General features: G+C 69.2%; 17 protein-coding genes. 15 read left to right on the top strand and 2 right to left on the bottom strand.

Translation table 11 applies throughout. The features are described from left to right. Positions 1-109: 109 nt before the first annotated feature. A complete protein-coding gene (locus KME77_RS15990; protein ID WP_246609832.1) occupies positions 110-1,411 on the bottom strand; it encodes a YifB family Mg chelatase-like AAA ATPase in 1,302 nt (433 codons plus the stop codon). A 20-nt stretch (positions 1,412-1,431) separates the two neighbouring features. Here KME77_RS15990 and KME77_RS15985 point away from each other — a divergent pair, with 20 nt between their 5' ends. Continuing rightward, positions 1,432-2,937 (top strand): recombinase family protein, encoded by a 1,506-nt coding sequence (locus KME77_RS15985; RefSeq protein WP_219467771.1) that lies wholly within the window; start codon positions 1,432-1,434, stop codon positions 2,935-2,937. Here the strand turns inward: KME77_RS15985 and KME77_RS15980 are convergent. Continuing rightward, a complete protein-coding gene (locus KME77_RS15980) occupies positions 2,891-3,520 on the bottom strand; it encodes a hypothetical protein (protein WP_219467768.1) in 630 nt (209 codons plus the stop codon). The two genes, KME77_RS15985 and KME77_RS15980, sit on opposite strands and share 47 nt — an antisense overlap. Before the next feature lie 98 nt (positions 3,521-3,618). Here KME77_RS15980 and KME77_RS15975 point away from each other — a divergent pair, with 98 nt between their 5' ends. The 14 genes from KME77_RS15975 (at position 3,619) to KME77_RS15910 (ending at position 12,391) form a co-directional block, all read left to right on the top strand. After that, entirely contained in the window at positions 3,619-3,828 is a 210-nt protein-coding gene (locus tag KME77_RS15975; protein WP_219467766.1) for a helix-turn-helix domain-containing protein, read from the top strand. After that, positions 3,825-3,971, top strand: a complete 147-nt coding sequence (locus tag KME77_RS15970; protein WP_219467763.1) for a hypothetical protein — start codon at positions 3,825-3,827, stop codon at positions 3,969-3,971. The genes KME77_RS15975 and KME77_RS15970 overlap by 4 nt, the downstream gene beginning before the upstream one ends. Then, complete coding sequence (locus tag KME77_RS15965) at positions 3,961-4,242, top strand: hypothetical protein (protein WP_219467760.1); 282 nt, start codon at positions 3,961-3,963, stop codon at positions 4,240-4,242. The genes KME77_RS15970 and KME77_RS15965 overlap by 11 nt, the downstream gene beginning before the upstream one ends. Then, positions 4,239-4,601 carry a FliH/SctL family protein gene (locus tag KME77_RS15960; protein ID WP_219467757.1) on the top strand — a complete coding sequence of 121 codons (363 nt, stop codon included), beginning with the start codon at positions 4,239-4,241 and terminating at the stop codon, positions 4,599-4,601. The genes KME77_RS15965 and KME77_RS15960 overlap by 4 nt, the downstream gene beginning before the upstream one ends. Beyond that, positions 4,598-6,433 (top strand): DNA primase family protein, encoded by a 1,836-nt coding sequence (locus KME77_RS15955; RefSeq protein ID WP_219467755.1) that lies wholly within the window; start codon positions 4,598-4,600, stop codon positions 6,431-6,433. Before KME77_RS15960 ends, KME77_RS15955 begins: the two co-directional genes overlap by 4 nt. A 2-nt stretch (positions 6,434-6,435) precedes the next feature. After that, positions 6,436-6,603 (top strand): hypothetical protein, encoded by a 168-nt coding sequence (locus tag KME77_RS15950; protein WP_219467752.1) that lies wholly within the window; start codon positions 6,436-6,438, stop codon positions 6,601-6,603. Further along, positions 6,600-7,205 (top strand): helix-turn-helix domain-containing protein, encoded by a 606-nt coding sequence (locus KME77_RS15945; protein WP_246609831.1) that lies wholly within the window; start codon positions 6,600-6,602, stop codon positions 7,203-7,205. Before KME77_RS15950 ends, KME77_RS15945 begins: the two co-directional genes overlap by 4 nt. Positions 7,206-7,391: 186 nt before the next feature. Further along, positions 7,392-7,799: a helix-turn-helix domain-containing protein gene (locus KME77_RS15940; RefSeq protein ID WP_219467746.1), complete on the top strand. Its 408-nt coding sequence runs from the start codon at positions 7,392-7,394 to the stop codon at positions 7,797-7,799. Then, entirely contained in the window at positions 7,796-8,110 is a 315-nt protein-coding gene (locus KME77_RS15935) for a hypothetical protein (RefSeq protein ID WP_219467743.1), read from the top strand. The genes KME77_RS15940 and KME77_RS15935 overlap by 4 nt, the downstream gene beginning before the upstream one ends. Next, positions 8,110-8,346: a hypothetical protein gene (locus tag KME77_RS15930; RefSeq protein ID WP_219467739.1), complete on the top strand. Its 237-nt coding sequence runs from the start codon at positions 8,110-8,112 to the stop codon at positions 8,344-8,346. The genes KME77_RS15935 and KME77_RS15930 overlap by 1 nt, the downstream gene beginning before the upstream one ends. Further along, a complete protein-coding gene (locus KME77_RS15925) occupies positions 8,343-9,050 on the top strand; it encodes a hypothetical protein (RefSeq protein ID WP_219467736.1) in 708 nt (235 codons plus the stop codon). Before KME77_RS15930 ends, KME77_RS15925 begins: the two co-directional genes overlap by 4 nt. Further along, a complete protein-coding gene (locus tag KME77_RS15920) occupies positions 9,047-9,367 on the top strand; it encodes a hypothetical protein (protein ID WP_219467733.1) in 321 nt (106 codons plus the stop codon). The genes KME77_RS15925 and KME77_RS15920 overlap by 4 nt, the downstream gene beginning before the upstream one ends. 3 nt (positions 9,368-9,370) lie before the next feature. Then, positions 9,371-9,700 carry a hypothetical protein gene (locus KME77_RS15915; protein ID WP_219467732.1) on the top strand — a complete coding sequence of 110 codons (330 nt, stop codon included), beginning with the start codon at positions 9,371-9,373 and terminating at the stop codon, positions 9,698-9,700. A 6-nt stretch (positions 9,701-9,706) separates the two neighbouring features. Continuing rightward, complete coding sequence (locus KME77_RS15910) at positions 9,707-12,391, top strand: phage tail tape measure protein (RefSeq protein ID WP_219467730.1); 2,685 nt, start codon at positions 9,707-9,709, stop codon at positions 12,389-12,391. Positions 12,392-12,402 lie beyond the last annotated feature (11 nt).

Raw genomic sequence — 12,402 nt, 5'->3', positions numbered from 1 at the left:
TAGGGGATTCTTGATGGGCTGCGGGCGTGAGGTGCTCGACGGCGAGGTTGGCGTATGTCTGGTTGCGGTGGCTTTGGGAGCATGTCGAGGTGTGTGCGGCTTGGGCCGTTCATGTGTTCACGCCCAGCCACAGGGCGAGGGCGGTTGAGGTTTCCGCGTGTTCGGGTGCGGGTTTGCCTGCGAGGTCGGCGAGGGTCCAGGCGACTCGTAGGACGCGGTCGAGGCCGCGGGCGCTGAGGGTGCCGGAGTCGAGGGCGTGGGTCATGCACTTCATGGCGGCGTTCGAGGGGCGATAGTCGGCGTGGAGAGAGGTCGAGGGGATTTCGGCGTTCGTACGCCAGGGTGTGCCGTCCAGACGTTTGGCGGCTCGCTCCCGGGCGGCGAGGACGCGTTCGGCCACGATCTTGCTCGGCTCGACGAACTGGCGGTCGGCCATGAGCTCGCGTCTCGACGTACGGGCGACCGTGACCTTCATGTCGATGCGATCGAGAAGGGGGCCGGACAGTCTGCCCAGGTAGCGGCGTCTTGTCGTGGGTGAGCACTGGCAGCTCTCCCCCTGGTCCTGGGGCTGGGCGCAGGGGCAGGGGTTGGCGGCGAGTACGAGCATGAAGCGGGCCGGGAACGTGACGGAGCCGGCGGACCTGGAAACCGTCACGCGGCCGGCTTCCAGGGGCTGGCGCAGGCAGTCGAGGATGTTGCGCGGGAATTCAGGCGCTTCGTCCATGAACAGGACCCCACGATGGGCGAGCGAGACGGCACCGGGGCGTACGACCGTACTGCCGCCGCCGATGATGGCGGCCGCGGTGGCGGTGTGGTGGGGGTTCACGAACGGGGGTCTGCTCAGCATCGGGCTGTTGGGCGGCAGGATGCCGGCGACCGAGTGGATGGCCGTTACCTCCAGCGCGTGGTCGATCTCCAGGTCGGGCAGGAGCGTGGGAAGGCGTTCGGCCAGCAAGGTCTTTCCTGTGCCGGGCGGGCCGACCATCCAGAGGTTGTGGCCACCCGCGGCGCAGATCTCCAGCGCTCGGCGCGCCACCGGCTGGCCGACCACGTCGGACAGGTCGACTGCCGGTTGAATGGTGGGCGGCGGGGGCTCCTGGATTTCCTCGATGTACGGCTCGGGCGGGTCTTCTCCCCTGCGTAGCCACTCCACCAACTGGCGCAGGTCGGCGAACGGGACCACCTTGACGTCGGGCACCAGCGCAGCCTCGGCGCAGTTGGCGGCCGGGACGACTACCGTGACGTCTCCGTGTTCGGCGGCGCCGAGCACGGACGGCAGGACGCCTCGTACGGGTCTCAGACGGCCGTCCAGGCCGAGCTCGCCCAGGAAGAACGGCTCGGCGACGCGGTCGGCGGGGACCACTCCGGCGGCGCCCAGGATCGCCACCGCGATGGCGAGATCGAAAGTCAAGTTGTGGCATACTTAGATTTATGGCGACCTCCACCCCCCACGGCGAACGCGACTACGTGCTGTACCTGCGCAGGTCCAAGGGCCGCGCGGGCATCGCCCGCCAGAGGCGCGACTGCACCACCCACGCGGCCAGGATCGGCGGCCGGATCGTCGCCGAGTTCGTCGACGCCGACCGGACCGCCTTCGTCAAGGTGGGCGCCGGCCCGGCACGCCGCGACCGCTTCACGGCCATGCTCGACGAGCTGCGCAGCGACCGCCGCGCACAGCCCCTCGGCGTCCTGGCATGGCACGCCGACCGGCTCGACCGCGACATCGGCTCCGGCGAAGCGCTGCTCTCCGTGTGCGCGCAGGGCAAACACCCCGTCGAGACGGCCCGGTCCGGCTCCTACGACCTGTCGACGCCAACCGGCCGCAAGCGGTTCCGCAACGACATCGTTGACGCCCAATACGAGGTAGACCACATGATCGAACGAATCGAGGCGGCGAAAGTGGAATCTGCCCAGGAAGGCCGCTGGCTCGGCGGCCGTCGCCCGTTCGGGTACGAGGCGGACGGCGTCACCGTGCGTCCGGCCGAGGCCGCAGAGGTGGTGCGGGCCTCCGAGGCGCTCCTGTCCGGGGCAAGCCTCCACGCGATCATGCGTGACCTGAACGCCCGCGCCATCCCCACATCGACCGGCGGGAAGTGGCTGGCGGTGTCCGTGGCCGCGATGCTTCGCCGACCGCGCAACGCCGGCCTGATGGAGCACCGCGGCGAGATCGTCGGGAAGGCCGAATGGCCGGCCATCGTGCCGGAAGAGACCTGGCGGGGCGTGGTCGCGCTCCTGAACGACCCCGAGCGCCGAACCTCCCCTGGGCCGGGCCGCCGCTGGCTGGGGTCGGGGTTGTACGAGTGCGGCGTGTGCGTGGACGACGGCCGAGATGACGCCTTCATGGTCTGCGCCACGGCAGGCATGAGCATGGGCGGCGTACGGAGCACGGTCCCCGCCTACCGGTGCGCCGACGGACGCAAGCACGTGGCACGGTACGCCGTCCACCTGGACAAGTACGTGGAGGCCGTGGCCGTCGAGTGGCTGTCCCAGCCCGGCGCCGTCGCAGCGTTCGAGGGCAGGAGCGACGACGGCGCGGCGCGCGCCCGCGTACTGGAGCGTGAGGCGCTCCGCGTCCGCGACGAGGAAGCGGCCGAGATGTTCGCCGAAGGACTGATGACCAAGGCGCAGCTCATCAAGGCCAACCAGAAGACCGCCCAACGCCGGGCCGAGCTGGACCAGGCCGACACTGCGGCGGCGCGCGTGACCGCCCTGGGGCCCTTCCGGCAGGGTGAGTCAGCGCAAGCGGTGTGGGATGGGCTCGACCTCGACCGGAAGCGCACTGTCCTGAGGGAGATCATGCGCGTGATCGTCCTGCCCGCCGGGAAGGGGCGCCCGCGCGGGTGGACGCCGGAGTACGGCAAGGAGTGGGGCTACTTCGACCCGGACGCGATCAGGCTTGAGAAGAAGGCTTCGGCAGGTGAGGCTCCAGCTCTTTAGCGAGCTGGCGAGTGATGTGCCCTCGCCTCGTACGCTTCTGCGCCGGCGTCAGGTCGCCATACTCGGCCAAACGCCGGTCGCGCTCTTGATGCAGGTTCCGTCCGCCCCATAGCTTCTCGGCTGCGCGATAGACGTCCTCGGGCCGCAGTCCCAGCCGTGCGGCCAGCTCTGCGTCAGCCTGGAACGACACCCTTTCGGCCGGTATCGAGTCGAGCCAGCGCTGCACAGCCGGGCCCGACGACAGGGTGATGGTCAGGCGCGCTTCCTGGTCAAGCCATCGCCTGAGGTCGACCAGCTCGACCGTGACGTCAGCGCTCAGCCGCATGTCGCCCTCCCCGAGGAACAGGCCGGACAAGGGCGTCTCGTAGGAGCCTGCAAGAAGAACCAGCGCGCCGAAGTCGATCGTTTCCCGCCGGCCACTCTCTATCGAGGCGACGTTCGCCGCCGTCCAGGCCAGCCCGTCCGCGCGCAGAACAGTCGCGGCCTCCTGCTGGGTTTGCCCCCACTGCTGGCGTAGGCGAGCAAGGTTCCGGCCGACAACCTGACCGACCGTCGGGACCTTCTGATCTTCGTCTGTTGCCACGATCCCAGACAGTATCACTGCCTGCTGCTTTGACTACAGTGACCAAACAGTGAGATGATCGATGTAGTCATTGCAGCATGCAGTCAAGGAAGTGGTGCATGTCCCCCTTTCGAGCATGGCGACTTGAGAACGGCCTCAGCCTGGAGGAAGTCGCCGACCTGAGCGGCATCAGCGCGGCCATGATCAGCCGCGTAGAGCGCGGGGAACGACAGATGGCTCCCCTCACCAAGGTTCAAGTCGCGCGGCGTCTCGGCGTCCGTGTCCGCGACCTGTTCACCGTGGACGGCCAGACCGGGGTGTCCGCGTGATCGACATGCAGGCCAACATCAAGGCCGCTGCCGCCCGTCTCGGCCCGCCCACCCCCGAGCAGATCACCCGCCTGCAGCTCATCTTCTCGGGCGCACCCACCACCCAGGCCGCGGCCGAGGAGGAGAACGCCGATGCCGCTTGAAACGCGAAACGGGCCCGGGAGCTCCACCTCCCAGGCCCGCCCGGACGCCGATGCGACCACCAGCGCCACCAACACGCCGATCGTAGCAACCGGCCGCCTCATTCCCCCGGACAGCCGCCGCCCCCGCTGGCTTCTGGCCGTCGACCGCTGCCCCCTCTGCGAGCAGCGGCACACCCACGGCGCGCCCGCCGGCCTCGACACGACCGAGGTTCACCGCTTGTCGCACTGCCAGGGCGGCGGTAAGCCGTACCTGGTCAAGGTGGCCGCGTGAACGGCGCGACGCTCGACCGGGCCGCCGAACTGATCGAGCAGATCAGCGCCAGAGCAGCTCACGAGGCCCGCCAGGTCAACGCCGCGTGGAAGAACGGCTACCGCGCCGGATACGACAGTGGCGAGCAGGACGGGTACCGGCGCGCCTGCGAGGAGATGGCCGCGAGCTGGGCACAGGTCGCCCGCCAGGTGCGCGAACTCGGCAAGTCGAGGTCGCTGCCGTACGGCGTGCTCGTCGCCAAGCGCATCGAGCCCGGCGGCGCGATCTACACGGCCGCGCTCGAACGCCGTGGCGGCAGTGAGTACAGCGGCGGTCCCGTCCCCTGGGACACGCCAGACGAGGAGCAGAACGTCGCGTGAACGACCCCGACTTCTCCGACCCCGACGCCCTTCAGGCGTACGTGGACTCCCTGACGCGCGATGACCCGTCCTGGCCTGACGCTCCCCCCGCTGACAGCCCCGACGATGATGTGAAGGACGCGGCAGGCCATGGCGACGTGTCCGACTCCGTGCTCGTCGACCAGGTGGCCGACGCCGTCCTGGTCGGCAAGTTCCGGTGGTGCCCCGGCCTGGGCTGGCTGCGCTGGGACGGTAAGCGGTGGGCCGCCGTGGACGAATCCCTCGTGCACGAGGTCGTACGGCTCCACCTGGCCGCACAGTTCGGCCAGAGGACCGCCGCCGCCGGGCCGCGCCTCAACCAGGGCCGCCTGAAGGAGCTGCTCGGCATGCTCTCGGCGGCCAAGGTGCGCAACGTGACCACGCTCGCCCGCGGCGTCGAGGGCATCCACGTCGACCCGGCCGACCTCGACGCCGACCCCGACCTGCTCAACACCCCGGCCGGCGTCGTCAACCTGCGCACCGGCCAGCTCGGCGCCCATGACCCGGCGCTGCTCATGACCAAGATGACGCGCGGCTCCTACCGGCCCGGCTACAGGCACCCCGACTGGATGAAGGCCCTCGACGCGCTCCCTTGCGCCGAGTGCGAATGGTTCCAGGTCCGCATCGGCCAGGCCGTCACCGGCCACGCGAACCCCGACGGCATCCTCGTCGTCATGCAGGGCGGCGGTGAAAACGGCAAGACGCTCATCACCACAGACAGCCTCGTCGCAGCGCTCGGCGACTACGCCGACGTCGCCAGTCACAAGCTGCTCTCCCCTGGCAACGAGCACTCCGAAGAGATGGCGAGCCTACGCGGGCAGCGCTTCCTCGTGTCGGAGGAGATGACCGAGGGCCGCGCCCTCAACGTCACCGCGATCAAGCGCATCATGGACGTCGGAGTCATTCGAGCCCGGCACGTCTACAAGTCCAACATGACCTTCCCGGCCACCCACTCCCTGTTCGCCACCACGAACTATCTTCCGGTCGTCAACGAAACAGATCACGGCACGTGGCGGCGGCTCGCCCTGCTGCGCTTCCCCTACACCTTCCGCAAGCCCGGTGAGGAGTGCCGGCGCCCCGACGAACGCCAGGGCGACCCCGGCCTCAAGGCGCGCATCAAGGCCAACAGGAGCGGCCAGCAGGACGCCATCGTGACGTGGGTGGTCGAGGGCGCGATGCGCTGGTACGCCGACCCCGACACCTCGATGTCCGTCACGAAGACGGTCGCCGCCGACACCCGAGCGTGGCGCGCCGAAGCCGATCGGGTGCTCGGCTTCTGGGACGAGCAGCTCGTCGCCGACCGGGCCGCGCTCGTGCTTACCACCGACATGCTCGAAGCGTTCAACACCTGGCTCGTCGGCAACGGCCACAAGATGTGGTCCAAGGAGCTGTTCCACCCCCGCTTCAAGACTCACACGGAGACCGCCCGGCACGGGGTCGCCGAGCGCCGCACGAAGCGCCTCGACGGCCTCGTGAGGTACCGGGACTACACCTCGCCGCTCTCCGTACCGGACCCGCTCCCCAAGCAACCGGTGGTCTATGTCGGTGTCCGATTCCGGACCGAGGATGACCCGATCCCGGAGGAGTCGGAGACCGACCTTGACCAGGGAGAAGACCCCAAGTTGCAGACCTTGCAGACCTCTTCAGAACTTTCCGCTTCCCACGTGGGACATCAGAAAGTTCCGGAAGGGTCTGCAAGGTCTGCAACTTCCCCTCCCACCAGCCAAAACGGCCGCTGCGAAGCCTGCCGCGAGCCCATGACCATCGTCGAACCCGGCCAGACGCGACACCCCCTTTGCGAAACGGACGAATAAGCATGAACGTCACGGAGCTTTTCGCCCGCCTCGACGGTGCGACCATCCCCGGCGGCTGCCCCGACTGCGACTCCGAAACCGACATCGCGATCAAGAACGGCGTCGCCCACCTGTCGCTCCACCACGACGACGACTGCCCCACCTGGATTCGGATCCAGGCCCGCCGATGACAGCGCCGGGCGGGGAGGCGGACGGGTCTCGCGTGCGCGTGTTAGGCGACCACCTACCGGGGGATGCCGAACGCGACCGCCTTGTGGCCACGCTCGGCGCGACCCTGCGCGCCCTGCGTGCCCGCTACGGATTGAGCACTCGGCGGCTCGCTCTCCGTGCGGCCACGTCACGCAGCACCATCACGAGGTTGGAGCGCGGGGAGCGCCGGCCGCGCCGTTCCATGCTGTCGTCGCTGGCGCTCGCCCTCGACCCTGATGCGCATCTGGAGCTGCTGGAGGTGCTGGTGGCCGCGGCCGGGCCGTCGCTGCGTCCGGAGACCAACGGCTCACGCCGTTGTCGGCGTCGCGCCATGGAGGCCGGGATCCTCGCCGGGCGCGTTCCCATGCCCTCACGGATCGCCCGTGCGTTGGCGCTGCATGCGCGCGCCAACGCAGCGCAGGGCGAGGCGGAAGCGCTGCTGGTCCGACCGGGCGCGCTCGACGACGTGACGGCGCTCACGCGCGCTCGGGAGCTGATGGGCATCGCTGCCGCTGCTCGTCGTGAGGCCGGGCCGCCGTTCACGCTCAAGGTCGGCGGTCACGTCATCAGGGCTGGGATGTAGCCATGACGATCTGTGACGACGCTGGACGCTATACCAGACAGAATCTCGATTCTGTACGGTCTGACGACGCGCTGACGTGCGCCGACCTTATGGGATGGCCGACGCCCCGATATTCGTCCGCTTTTGTCCGGTCATGCAGGGCCATTCACTCGGTCATGCAGACACGGTCCGTCATCGTGGTCGATCATGGGCAGCGCTGACGCCCGCTCTCCGTCCCCTTCGGAGCCAGGGGGCGTCACCGTACCCGCCGGCCTTGAACGCGACGTGCTCGTCACCCTCCTGCGCGGCCTCAACCGCGAGATGCGCGAGAACGGCGGCACCCCCCGGCCCGGCATGACGGAGTTCCTCCGCGCCCTCCAGGCCGCCGACCAGCCCGCCCCGGTGGCCGACGTCGGCCCTCCCGAGCACGCCCCTGCCACGGTGGAACGGGTGATGGTCACCGTCGGCCAGGTAGCAGAGCAGACCGGCTACTCGCCGCGTCAGCTTCGCCGCCTGGCCGCCGCTGGCCGCATCCGCGCCCAACGACTCCACGCCCGCGCGTGGCTGATCGACCCAACCAGCTTCAAGACCTACCGGCAGGGAGCCAGCTCGTGAGCATGAAGTACTTCACCATCACCGCACCGCGCGACGACTACACCGGCGAGATGCTCGGCGGCATCGTGTTCGTTCACGGGGTCGCCCGCGTCTCCTTCGACGACACCCGCGACGAGAACGGCGAATGCCACACCGACTACCCGGTGGTGCAGATCGGCCGGTCCGCCGTCCTCTACGTCCAGCGCCAGATCGCCGCCGGCCGCGCATACAAGCTCGTCGAGACCGATGATCACGGCACGCCGCTCGACCCGGAGCAGGACGAGCAGGAGACGAAGCCCAAGCGCCGCGCCGCGAAGACTCCGGCCGCCTGATGGACCGGCCCGCCAGCATCCAGGAGGCATTCGAGCGCGCTGCGGCCAAGCAGGGGCCGCCGCCTCTCGCGGAGGGCACGCCGTCGAGCGTCGCCCGCCTCGACGAGTACGTGCAGCTGTCCCAGACGAACCCTGCCGCGTTCGCCGCCCTCCCCGAGGACCTGCGGCGCCGCGTCGCCGACCGGGCCCTCAACCTCGCCAACCGCGCCCGCGCCGAACAGGAGTCCGGCCAGTGACCACCGTTGCCCAGCAACTCGCCGCCGACGCCGCCCGCTCCCGCCAGGACATTCGGGCCGCCCGCGACCAGGCCAGCGAGGCCGCCGCCCTGGTGGACGCGCTCGAAGAGAACATCCGCGACGGCCAGAGCGTCAACCCCGCGGATCTGGCGAACGCCCGCGAGCTGGCCCGCATCGCCGAACTCGGCGTCGAGGCCGCCGAGCGCCGCGCCGTCCAGGCCGCCACCGAGGCGCGCCATCGGGCGTACGAGGTTTACGCCGCCACGGTGGCCGGCGACCGGGCCGCCGCCGATGAACTGGAGGCGCGTATCACGGACGTGTTCGGCCGCGCCCGCGACGTCCTCGCTGAGTTGTGGGACCTGGCCGGGGAGCGCAACGACTTGTTCGCCCGCACCACGGCCGCCCGCGGCGAGGTCCTCGCCATCGCCCGCGAGCACGGCGAGACCGGCATGCTGCCCGCGCCGGCCGCGCCTCGCCCGCCCGCGCCGCCCGCCGAGCTGGCCGCCCTTCCACTCGACCACCTCCTGACGGACAAGCTCGCCGAGCACCAGTTTGCGGGTGGCCACTACGCGTCATGGGCGGGAGAGGTCGACCTCCACCTGTCCGCAGCGAAGGCGTCATTCCCGCACCTGGCGCCGCCCACCGTGCACATGCGGCTATCCCAGATCCGCCAAGCCGCCCGCGCGAAGGCGGGCGCGCGGTGAACCCGGCAGAGCAGCGGCAGAACAAGGAGCAGGCGGCGCACGGCATGGCCGCCATGGTGGCGCTGGTCACCGCGTGGCGGGGCGAGCATGTGAGCCTCGAAGACTTCGCCGAGCTGGTCGCGCGCACCGTCGCCGACATCCAGGCCGAGCCGAACGCCGCCGAGCGGCTGTGCTGGCTCGTCTACCAGCTCGCGGCCGGGGCCGGGGACCTGTGCGAGCAGTGGAACCAGGCCGTCGGCGGCGCACCGGCCGAGGCGTGGCTTGCCGAGGCCGGCGAGCTGGCCGCGCTCGACCTGGTCGAAGTGAGCGGGGTCTGACCGATGGCCGCCGAGCAGCTCCCCGCCGAAGCCCTCCCCGAGGTTGACCAGCTCACGCGCGACCCGTTCACCCTCGCCATCGGCCTCATCATCGCCCGCCGCTCCGGCCTGCCGATGAAGCAGCTCGGCGCCATCACGCTGCAGAGCCTGCAAGAGCTGATCGCGGACCGCTCGGACGGCGACAGGGCCAAGGACCTGGGCCGGTTCGCCCTGCATCTGGCGGACTTGGCCGCCCGCGCCATCGCTGAGTGGGAGCTGGCCATCGGCGACCCCGCCCACGTGGATGCCGTGCTCCAGGAGTGGGGCCGGTCCGCAGCGAAGATCGGAAGGTAACACCACATGGCGATGACTGTTGGCGAGCTGGCCGGGTTTATCGACCTGGAGGACAAGGGGTTCGTCTCCACGCTCCAGAGCGCTGGGCAGGGAATGGAGCGCCTCCAGTCGACCACCAGCTCGTCGACGTCCGCCATCGAATCGACCGTGAACAGGGCGTTCGCCGAGATCCAGCGCGACATCACCGACGGCCTCGACCCCACACAAGGGCTGGCCGACATCGACCGCCTGGTGTCGGAGTTCGGCTCCGACATGGACCGGATGGAGACCGAGGCCGGCCGGGGCGGGCAGGGCATCGTCAACCAGCTCACCTCCGCGTTCGACCGGCTCGACGACGGGGCGCGCGCGGACGGCCAGCGGGCGGCCGACGAGATCCTGAACGGCTTCCGAGACGGTTTGAGGGACGTCGAGCGCGTCGCCCGCGAGTCTGGCGAGGACGCTGGCCGGGAGTTCGGCGACGGGGTCGAGGAGGCCAGCGTCGGGGGCGGCGGCCGCATGTCCGGCATCGCCTCCAGCCTGATCGGCGTGCTGAAGGCGGCTCCGTGGCTGATGGCGGGCGCGGCGATCGGCGACGCCATCATGTCCGGCATCGAGTCCGCGATGGACGCCGAGTCCGCGAAGCAGAAGCTCATTGCCCAGGTGGGCGCCACCGGCCCGCAGATGGAGCAGCTCGGCCGGGTGGCCGGCCAGGTGTACGCCGACGCGTACGGCGAGTCCATGGCGGACGTGGGCGACGCGATCAAGTCCGTCGTGCAGAACCTGGACGGGATGCGCGACGCCAGCGACGAAAGCCTGAAGGCCGTCACTGAACGGGCGATGGATGTCGCCACGGTCATGGACGAAGAGGTGGGCGGGGTTACCCGTACGGTGTCGAAGCTCCTGCGCACCGGCCTGGCCAAGGACGCTGAGGAAGCGTTCGATGTGCTGGTACGAGGCACGCAGCTCGGCGCCGACAGCAGTCAGGATCTGCTCGACACACTGAACGAATACCCGACCCAGTTCCGTGACCTTGGTTTGACCGCTAAGGACGCACTCGGCCTGATGATGCAGGGCTTGAAGGCGGGTGCCCGGGACTCGGACATCGTGGCGGACGCACTCAAAGAGATCAACATCCGTGTCCAGGATCTGACCGCGTCGCCCGCCTTGCAGAAGCTGGGGCTGAACGCCAAGGAGATGGCGTCCGCGTTCGCAGAGGGCGGGCCAACCGCGCGGAAGGCCCTCGACGAGATCCTCGACCGGCTTCGCGGTGTGGACGACAAGACGCAGCGTTACGCGCTGGCTCAGCAGTTGCTCGGCACGCAGAGCGAAGACCTTGCTAAGGCCCTGCTGTCCTTGGACCCGTCCAGTGCCGTTGACGCCCTCGGCAAGGTGGACGGCGCTGCGAAGACGGCCAGCGACACCCTGGCGGACACGGCCGAGAACAAGCTCACCGCCTTCAAGCGCGGCCTTGAAACCAACGTCGTGACTTTCCTCGGTAGCACCGTCCTACCCAAGCTGGAAGAGCTGGGTGACGCCCTCGCCAAAGGGTTCGAGATGTCGGACCTTGGTGAAGGGATTCAGGAGGTCCGCGACAAGTTCGGCGAAGTGTTCGACGGCATCCGCGAGGACGTCGCCACGTGGGTTTCCGACAACGGCGAGCTGTTGTCGCAGCTCAGAGACACATTCGGCGAATACTTCGAGTCCATCAAGGGCCTGGTCGTCGAAGTCCTCGACGGGATCAAGGTGTTCTGGGATGAGTGGGGCGACGAGATCCTCACGATCGTCACCGGCGCCCTCGACTTCGTGCTCAGCGCGATCGGCGGCTTCATCGAGGTCCTGAAGGGCATCTTCCAGGCCGTCAAGTCGGTGCTGACCGGCGACTGGCAGGGCCTGTGGAACGGGCTCGGCTCCATCGTCGAGGGCGGCACCCGCGGAATCCGCAGCTTGGCCGACACCGGGATGCGGCTGCTCGGCGAGGCGATGGGCTTCAACTGGGACCAGATCAAAGCCCGAGGCCAGAAGGGCATCGACAACCTGATCGCCGTGGTGAAGAACCTGCCGGAGAACCTGAAGAAATGGGCGTCCGAAGCCGGGACGTGGCTGCTTCAGGCCGGTAAAGACCTGATCAACGGCATGATCAACGGGATCAAGGCCAAGGCGGGCGAACTGGTCAACGCCGCGAAGGGCACCGTGCAGGGCGCCATCGACGGAGCCAAGAACCTGCTCGGCATCAAGTCGCCGTCGACGGTCTTCCACGAGATCGGCACGAACACCATCCAGGGCATGATCAACGGCGCGTCGTCGATGGGGCCCACCCTCAACGAGGTGATGGCCGGCGTCGCACACAAGGCCGTCTCATCCGCCCGTTCGGCGGCGAAGACGCAGATGGACGCGCTCAGCCAGGACTTCGCGGCCTGGGCTGCGGCTACCAAGACGCAGATGGACCGGCTGTCTGAGGACTTCGCGAAGTGGAAGGCGAAGAACGCGCCCAAGGCCGTCGTGATCAACGAGAACCAGATCGCCGGCATGCAGGGCGTCGACTACATGTCCAGCAGCGCGTCCGCGATGACGAACGCCAGCGGGGCCGGCGCGGCGACGGGCGGGGTGAACGTGACCGTCGACATGTCCGGGTCCACCTTCCACGAGCAGGCCGACGTGGATCGGATCGGCGCGGACGTGGGCTTCCACATCTTCAAGAACGGCGTGCCATGAGTGCGAGGAGG

Origin of the sequence: Nonomuraea rhizosphaerae (assembly GCF_019396405.1) — a bacterium.
GTDB classification, from domain to species: Bacteria; Actinomycetota; Actinomycetes; order Streptosporangiales; family Streptosporangiaceae; genus Nonomuraea; species Nonomuraea rhizosphaerae.
Note: the sequence above shows the minus strand (reverse complement) of the source record. Positions and strands in the feature narration are given on the sequence as shown.